Source organism: Peribacillus sp. 05N428 (genome assembly GCF_056397085.1).
This window is the reverse complement of the sequence record NZ_JBFTMS010000026.1, coordinates 58,298-64,968: the sequence shown is the minus strand read 5'-3', so window position 1 is coordinate 64,968 and position 6,671 is coordinate 58,298. Positions and strand designations below refer to the sequence as shown.

7 protein-coding genes and 1 pseudogene are annotated in these 6,671 nt (G+C 42.1%); 5 read left to right on the top strand and 3 right to left on the bottom strand.

The window, feature by feature from the left end; genetic code table 11:
• Positions 1 to 114: IS3 family transposase (locus tag AC1DIV_RS20900; RefSeq protein ID WP_477576969.1), on the top strand; the 114-nt coding region annotated here is incomplete at its 5' end.
• A gap of 125 nt (positions 115 to 239) precedes the next feature.
• On the opposite strand, the gene AC1DIV_RS20895 is transcribed toward AC1DIV_RS20900, so the two are convergent.
• The 3 genes and pseudogenes from AC1DIV_RS20895 to AC1DIV_RS20885 all read right to left on the bottom strand — a co-directional run.
• The gene (locus tag AC1DIV_RS20895) at positions 240 to 1,082 is read right to left on the bottom strand and encodes a MurR/RpiR family transcriptional regulator (RefSeq protein WP_106026321.1); all 843 of its coding nucleotides are present in this window, start codon (positions 1,080 to 1,082) and stop codon (positions 240 to 242) included.
• Positions 1,083 to 1,232: 150 nt separating this feature from the next.
• Positions 1,233 to 1,925, bottom strand: coding sequence for an N-acetylmannosamine-6-phosphate 2-epimerase (locus AC1DIV_RS20890; RefSeq protein ID WP_098186299.1), 693 nt, complete (start codon positions 1,923 to 1,925; stop codon positions 1,233 to 1,235).
• Positions 1,926 to 1,987: 62 nt separating this feature from the next.
• A pseudogene (locus AC1DIV_RS20885) lies at positions 1,988 to 2,926 on the bottom strand (PTS transporter subunit EIIC); the annotation flags it as partial.
• Positions 2,927 to 3,286: 360 nt separating this feature from the next.
• Here AC1DIV_RS20885 and AC1DIV_RS20880 point away from each other — a divergent pair.
• The 4 genes from AC1DIV_RS20880 to AC1DIV_RS20865 all read left to right on the top strand — a co-directional run bounded on the left by AC1DIV_RS20880 (position 3,287) and on the right by AC1DIV_RS20865 (position 6,667).
• Positions 3,287 to 3,637 carry a DUF2294 domain-containing protein gene (locus tag AC1DIV_RS20880; protein ID WP_105718871.1) on the top strand — a complete coding sequence of 117 codons (351 nt, stop codon included), beginning with the start codon at positions 3,287 to 3,289 and terminating at the stop codon, positions 3,635 to 3,637.
• A 192-nt stretch (positions 3,638 to 3,829) separates the two neighbouring features.
• Positions 3,830 to 4,867 (top strand): ABC transporter substrate-binding protein, encoded by a 1,038-nt coding sequence (locus AC1DIV_RS20875; protein WP_340878583.1) that lies wholly within the window; start codon positions 3,830 to 3,832, stop codon positions 4,865 to 4,867.
• Positions 4,868 to 4,888: 21 nt separating this feature from the next.
• Positions 4,889 to 5,818 (top strand): nucleoside hydrolase, encoded by a 930-nt coding sequence (locus AC1DIV_RS20870; protein WP_477577330.1) that lies wholly within the window; start codon positions 4,889 to 4,891, stop codon positions 5,816 to 5,818.
• A gap of 24 nt (positions 5,819 to 5,842) precedes the next feature.
• On the top strand, positions 5,843 to 6,667 hold the full coding sequence (locus tag AC1DIV_RS20865) for an ABC transporter permease (protein ID WP_096340021.1): 825 nt from the start codon (positions 5,843 to 5,845) through the stop codon (positions 6,665 to 6,667).
• Positions 6,668 to 6,671: the final 4 nt, after the last annotated feature.

The following is a 6,671-nucleotide window of genomic DNA, read 5'->3' as shown; positions in this document are numbered from 1 at the left end:
TTTGAAAAGGAATTAGATGATTATATTCATTACTATAACCACAAACGAATGAAGGTAAAATTAAAAGACCTGAGTCCGATAGAATACCGAACTCAGGTCTTAGAAGCTGCTTAAATTATATGTCTAACTTTATTGGGTCAGATCACTCGGAGATGCAGTTTTTTTATGAAGAATAACGAAAAGGACTATCGAACAGGTTCAGCTAAACGAGCAAACTGATAACATTCAGATGCCGAAAGTCAGTCGTTCTCGGTTAATACCTTTAATGTCTTTTCCCTGATGCTTATCCGGTTTTTATAATCTTTAGCTACCAACTCTGTATATAATAAATCAAAAAGCAATAGGAGTGGAAGCAATGGAGAAATGTTTTGTCCCATATGCATGCTGTTTTTGCTTGTGACCAATAGTGTTAGATCGCCAAGCTGGGAGAGCGCGGAATTCTTATCTCCAGTAAAGACCAAGATGCATGCGCCTTGCTTCTTTGCGATTTTAACTGCAGAAATCACTTCTTTCGTCGTTCCTGAAATGGAAATGCCGATGACAACACTATTCTCGTTACTTAAAGCTGCATCCATCATGGACTGATGGGGGTCTGTAATGGCTTCGACAGTTAAGCCGATACGAAAGAACTTGGACTTGAATTCCTGGGCCGCTATACCAGAACTCCCTATTCCATATACATGAATCTTATTTGCCTTTGTAAGGAAAGAGACAGCTTTTTGGATATTGTCATATGTCGTTATATGAAAGGTATTATCAATGATACCTAAGTGATCTTGATACAGTTTAGCGAAATAATCCACCTGCTTGATGTTCTTCATGTTTTTCGGCGTATTTCGGAGGTCGACGAACCTTTTTAACTCATGCCTGAACTCATTAAAACCAGAAAAGGCTAATTTCTGGCAGAAACGCGTAATGGTTGCAGGTGAAATATGGAGCTTTTTAGCTATTTGACTGATCGTTAACTGACTTACTTCTTCAGGGCGCTGCAGAATATAATGGGCCAATTCTTCCTCTGTTTTGGTGAACTTGTCCATGCTGCATTCTATGCCATATATGAGGTTTTCTGCTAGGTATTCCATTTGATCACCCGTTTCGGATTTCTTATCTGTATTTATAGTTTAATGTATCCAGTAGGGACGTCAATAACCGGAGGGAACGGAAACAGGAATATGAAAAAGAAAAGACCCAAACCGTTGCCAGTCTGGGTCTTTTCATTACTATGCCATTTTCTATTCTTGGATGGCGTCCACGAATCTTTTGGTGATTTGCTGCGGCCTGGTAATGGCACCGCCCACCACTACTGCATGGACGTTCATATCCAATACAGAGCGGGCGATTTCTGGTGTGATGACATTTCCTTCAGCGATCACTTTCGCTTTTTTCACTGCTTTTACTATTTCTTTGAGTACAGCATAGTCATCCTGATATATTTTCTCGCCGAGAGTTTCGTTCGTATAGCCGTATAAAGTGGGCGCCACAATATCGAATCCTAAATCGTCAGCGTATTTGGCTTCCTCAATGGTGGATACATCCGCCATTAGCAGGACATCCGGATATTTTGCCCTTATTTCACCATAAAACTGCTTTAGCGTTTTACCGTCCGGTCTTACCCGGGCTGTAGCATCCGTCGCAATGATTTCCGCTTTGGTTTCCATCAATGCATCAATTTCGGCCATGGTGGGAGTGATATAGACATCGTTTTGTCCATACACCTGTTTAATGATCCCTATGACTGGAAGGTCCACATTTTTCTTGATTTCCATTATGTCAGCTACAGAGTTTGCGCGAATGCACTTCGCACCGCCTTCTTTGGCAGCAATGGCCATGCGTCCCATAATAAAAGAGCTGTGCAGCGGCTCATTCTCCAATGCTTGACATGATACAATTAAGCCCTTGTGAATTTTATCCAGCACCTGTTGCATGTTTAACACGTCCTTATCGTTGTCTATATTCTCAATGGCCCAAGAATTCTTCCACTTCATTTCAAACCGGCCACGACTTTCTTATTTTTAGGTTTAGCGCAATGGTATATGGCCAATGCCGCGCCAGGCAGACCGAACATCATCGTGATGAACCGCCCCGACATGAACCGGGAAACACCCTCATAATACTTGACGGTAGTCGGGTCGGCCAATTGTGCAAAGAAGATGTTCTGGGTCCCGCTGACAAGCTGCCCTTTAATCTCCATCGTTCCGCCTAAAGCTGTTTGCCAGAAGGGAAGGTAGAAAATATGGTGCAGCCCTAACGGCCCGAGCATCCGTAATATGAATCCGTAAAAGAAAGTCCCGATCGTACCTGTGCTCGTTACCAGCGCACCTAATTGGTTTATGAAAAGTTGGAAATAAGGCCATACGATAAAAAGCACGGCTCCAACCAAGATGGACGCGAAGGAAACGATGATGGGAATGAAACGGGAACCCCCGAAAAACCCTAACACTTGCGGAAGCTGAATTTTATTATATTTATTGTGCAAAAGTGCGGCAACGATCCCTACTACGATACCGCCGAACACACCGGTCTCCAGTGTCTGGATCCCGACCGCCATTCCTTGTCCGGCACCTGCCAAATTGTCTTTGGCAAGTTCCCCGGTTATTTGAAGCAGTGCATTTATTGAACTGTTCATGACGAAATAGCCAATCATGGCAGCCAGTGCAGCGGTACCTTTATCCGAACGTGCCAATCCTACTGCAACACCTACGGCAAAAATAACCGGCAAGTTGCCGAATACGATGCTTCCTGCAGAACTCATGATCGTGAAAATGGCCTGCAGCCAAGCAAAGTCTAAAAATGGGTAAGCCTCAACTGTATTTGGATTAGAAAGAGCACCGCCAATTCCCAGCAATAAACCGGCCGCTGGCAAAACGGCAATCGGGAGCATAAAGGATTTACCGAACTGCTGCGCTTTCTCGAAAGCTTTCTTCATAATGATTCCTCCCTCATTTAACGAGCCTTTGATACTCTTTATTTTTTATCGCTCTATACTAGCTATATTAAATCCCTTTGAGAGCGTTTTCAATGCGATGCAAGGTTATATCAACTGTTTTCAATCTTGTGCTTATTTCTCTGAAAAAGTTTTCATTAATAGAAGGTGCTGGATTGAATATAAAGTTATATGAATATATTGAAATCTTTATTGCTTATTTTTATAATTCGTGTATTGGTGAGTAAACGTACTATTTAATAAGAAAAAACATTTTTTTTATCCAAAATCCGAATATTATCTTGTGCAATCAAGAAAAAGTATATATAATTACCTCAAACGATAGTTTGGCAGGTGATAGTCATCTTACCGATAAACGCTAACGAAACGAAGAAATTGCTTTCTCATATGTATAATGAGGTATCGAAGGAATTGTTCGGCTTTGGTACTACGCTGCTGAAGGTTACTGTTGAGCAGAATGTGATTACATTTCAAGCCAAACATCGACGTGCCCCGCGTTCTGAAGCTTTAGAAGGGGAAGTTCCCAGCCTGAAGCAGGAGGTTGACTTCCATATGTCCCTGCTTTATAAAAAGAAACTGAAACAAAAGCTGGAAACGCAAACGAATTGGGATATCGAAGCTGTCCTGAGGGATTATGACTCAGCGACGCAGCTGGCATTCACCAATATAGTATTGAAGGAAAAAAATATATAATCATATAAATGGATTTCCCTTCGGATTTATCTGGAGGGGACGCCGCTAGAGAACCATATGATAAGTTTTATCTTTGTTTACAGAGAAAAGACAATCTTGGGTAGAATTTCAATTCTATTTAAGATTGTCTTTTTTTACATGTAAATCAGTAAAAAGGAAATTTTAAACAATATGAACTTGGAGGTTTGGATGATGAAAAAAATATTGATGATGTTATCACTGTTCACATTAGTTTTAGCTGCATGCTCTTCAAAGGACAATGGAAAGGAAAAACCAACTAAATTGGTCGTTTCCACTTGGGGATTCGCCGATGATTTCTTCCGTCCTGAAGTCTATGAGCCATTTGAAAAGAAGCATAATGTTGAGATTGTCGTTGACTCAGGAAATAATGCAGATCGATTGAACAAAGTGCGCCAAGCGAATAGCGATGTGGATGTTATCTATTTATCCGACTACTATGCACAGCAGGGAATTGATGAAGGGTTATTTGAGAAAGTTGACCATAGCAAAATTCCGAATATTGGTAATATATACGATAAAGCAAAAGCGCCGAATGGTGCTGAGTATGGACCAGCCTATACCATTGCACAATTTGGGATTGCCTATAATCCCGATGAATTGAGTAAACGAATCACCTCTTGGAAGGATCTTTGGAGCAAGGATATGGCAGGGAAGATCACGATCCCATCCATCACTTCGACAACTGGACCGATGTTTTTGGATGCCGCTTCAAAAGTTAGCGGAAGTGAAGAGTTCAATGAGGATAAAGCCTTCGATCAAATGAAAAAGATCATGCCGAATGCGGTGAAGGAATATGGGCAAACATCAGAGTTCGTCAACATGTTCTCGCAAGGGGAAATCGCTGCAGGCCCGATCATGGAAATGTATTTTGGCGATTTACAGGAAGCCGTTCCCAATGCTAAGTTCATTTCCCCTCAAGAAGGCGGCTACGCCGTGATGAATACAGTGAATATTGTTAAAGCCAGCGATCAAAAAGAATTGGCCGGCGAATTCATGAATTATATTTTAAGCAAGGAAGTTCAGGAAAAATCAGCGAAAGCGAAAGTGGATTCTCCTGTCAATACCGAAGTCAAGCTCTCTGAAACGGAAGCGAAAGGCTTAACCTATGGAGATGACGTCATTGACAGCCTACGTGTATTGGACATGAAGTTTGTTAATGAAAACTCGAAACAATGGATCGATCGTTGGAATCGTGAGCTTACACACTAAGAAAGAAACGAGGTGTGCTTGATGAAGAAAAAAATGATTCTTGATGTGGATACTGGAATAGATGATGCGATCGGGATCATTCTTGCTGTTAAAAGCCGTCAATTCGACATATTGGCGGTCACAACAGTGAACGGGAATGTATCACTTGATACGGCCACATTGAATACATGCAAAATATTGGATTTATTGGATGAACAGGACATTTCAGTCATAAAGGGGGCAGATAGCCCAATTATCAGGAGCCCCTTTTTTGAACACCGGATTCATGGCGAAGACGGGATTGGCGGAGCCTTGAAGGATGTGCCAGTCAAAAAGCGGCCTGATGATGGATTTGCTTCTGATTTCATCATCAATTCCATTTTGAATTTTCCTGGTGAAGTGACGCTGGTCATGACGGGACCTCTTACGAATTTGGCATTGGCGGTGAAAAAATGTCCGCAAATCACCAAGCTCGTTAAAGAAGTCATTTTCATGGGCGGAGTGATCAAAGGGGTTGGCAATGTCACGCCGACCTCTGAATATAACACGTATGTCGATCCTGAAGCAGCCAAAATCGTATTACAGGCGGGATTCGCATCCATCACGCAAGTTGGTCTTGATGTCACGAGAAAGGTTCTATTGGGTGAAGAGCATATCCAATTGATTCAAAACGATGAACTTGCTGACTATATAAGGCAAAGTACATCAGATTACCGGAAAAGGTATTTTGAACGTAACGGCATATGGGCATGTGCGATGCATGATCCATTAGCTGTAGCCATCGCTTTGCAAGAAGATCTTGTCACCAGAGAAGAATATTATGTGGATGTTGAAACAAAAAGCGAGCTTTGTGACGGACAGATGGTTTGCGACTTTCAAAATAGGCTGATGAAGCAGCCGAATGCGCAAGTTTGTCTGGACGTCGATGCGGAAGCCTTTTTCGACCTGTTCATTCGCATAATCAATTCATAAATAATACGAACAGGGGGTTCCGAGGTGAAGAAACGCTATCTATACCTGTTGCTGTTACCAGGCGTACTATTTTTAACGATTTTCATGATCATTCCGATCCTAATGACGATTGGCACGACCTTTTTTCATGAAGGCGGCGGTTTTTCCGTACAAGGATATCTTGATTTTTTCCAAGACCGATACTTTATTGAAATTCTGCTGACGACACTTAGGGTGAGTCTGTTCACGACAATCATTTGCATTCTATTGGGATTTCCAGCAGCTTATTATATTTCAAAACTGAAACAACGAAAAAAAGCCATCATGCTTTTGCTGACGATCTTCCCGCTATTAACAAGCCCTGTTGTCCGCTCATTCAGCTGGATGGTGATCATCGGTAAAAACGGTGTCGTGAATAAATTGCTGATGGGCATGGGCTTGATTGAGAAGCCGCTTGATATATTGTACACGCCCACTGCCATCATCATCGGATTGGTCCATTTATTCCTGCCATTGATCATCGTGACGCTGGTTGGTGTGATGGAGAACATCGAGACGGACTTATTAAAAGCGGCGGAAAGCCTTGGAGCATCAAGATTGGCCGTATTCTCAAAAGTGATCATTCCGCTTTCGGTTCCAGGTTTGGTCATTGGCAGCATCCTTGTTTTCGTAGGGAGCTTCACGGCTTATACTACGCCTGCTTTATTAGGCGGGAAACAGCGGGTCATTTCGACCTTTCTTTATCAAAACGCGATTACATTGAACGAATGGCAAGTGGCATCGATAGTCGCTACGATAATGATTGCCGTGACTGTTCTGATCATATCGATCATGAATGGTTTGGCAAAAAAATTAAATCCAAAGGGGTAGAGGT

Coding starts and splice junctions, on each gene's coding strand:
- AC1DIV_RS20895 (WP_106026321.1), bottom strand. CDS start 1,082: ATGGAATACCTAGCAGAAAACCTCATATATGGCATAGAATGCAGCATG.
- AC1DIV_RS20890 (WP_098186299.1), bottom strand. CDS start 1,925: ATGCAACAGGTGCTGGATAAAATTCACAAGGGCTTAATTGTATCATGT.
- AC1DIV_RS20875 (WP_340878583.1), top strand. CDS start 3,830: ATGAAAAAAATATTGATGATGTTATCACTGTTCACATTAGTTTTAGCT.
- AC1DIV_RS20870 (WP_477577330.1), top strand. CDS start 4,889: ATGAAGAAAAAAATGATTCTTGATGTGGATACTGGAATAGATGATGCG.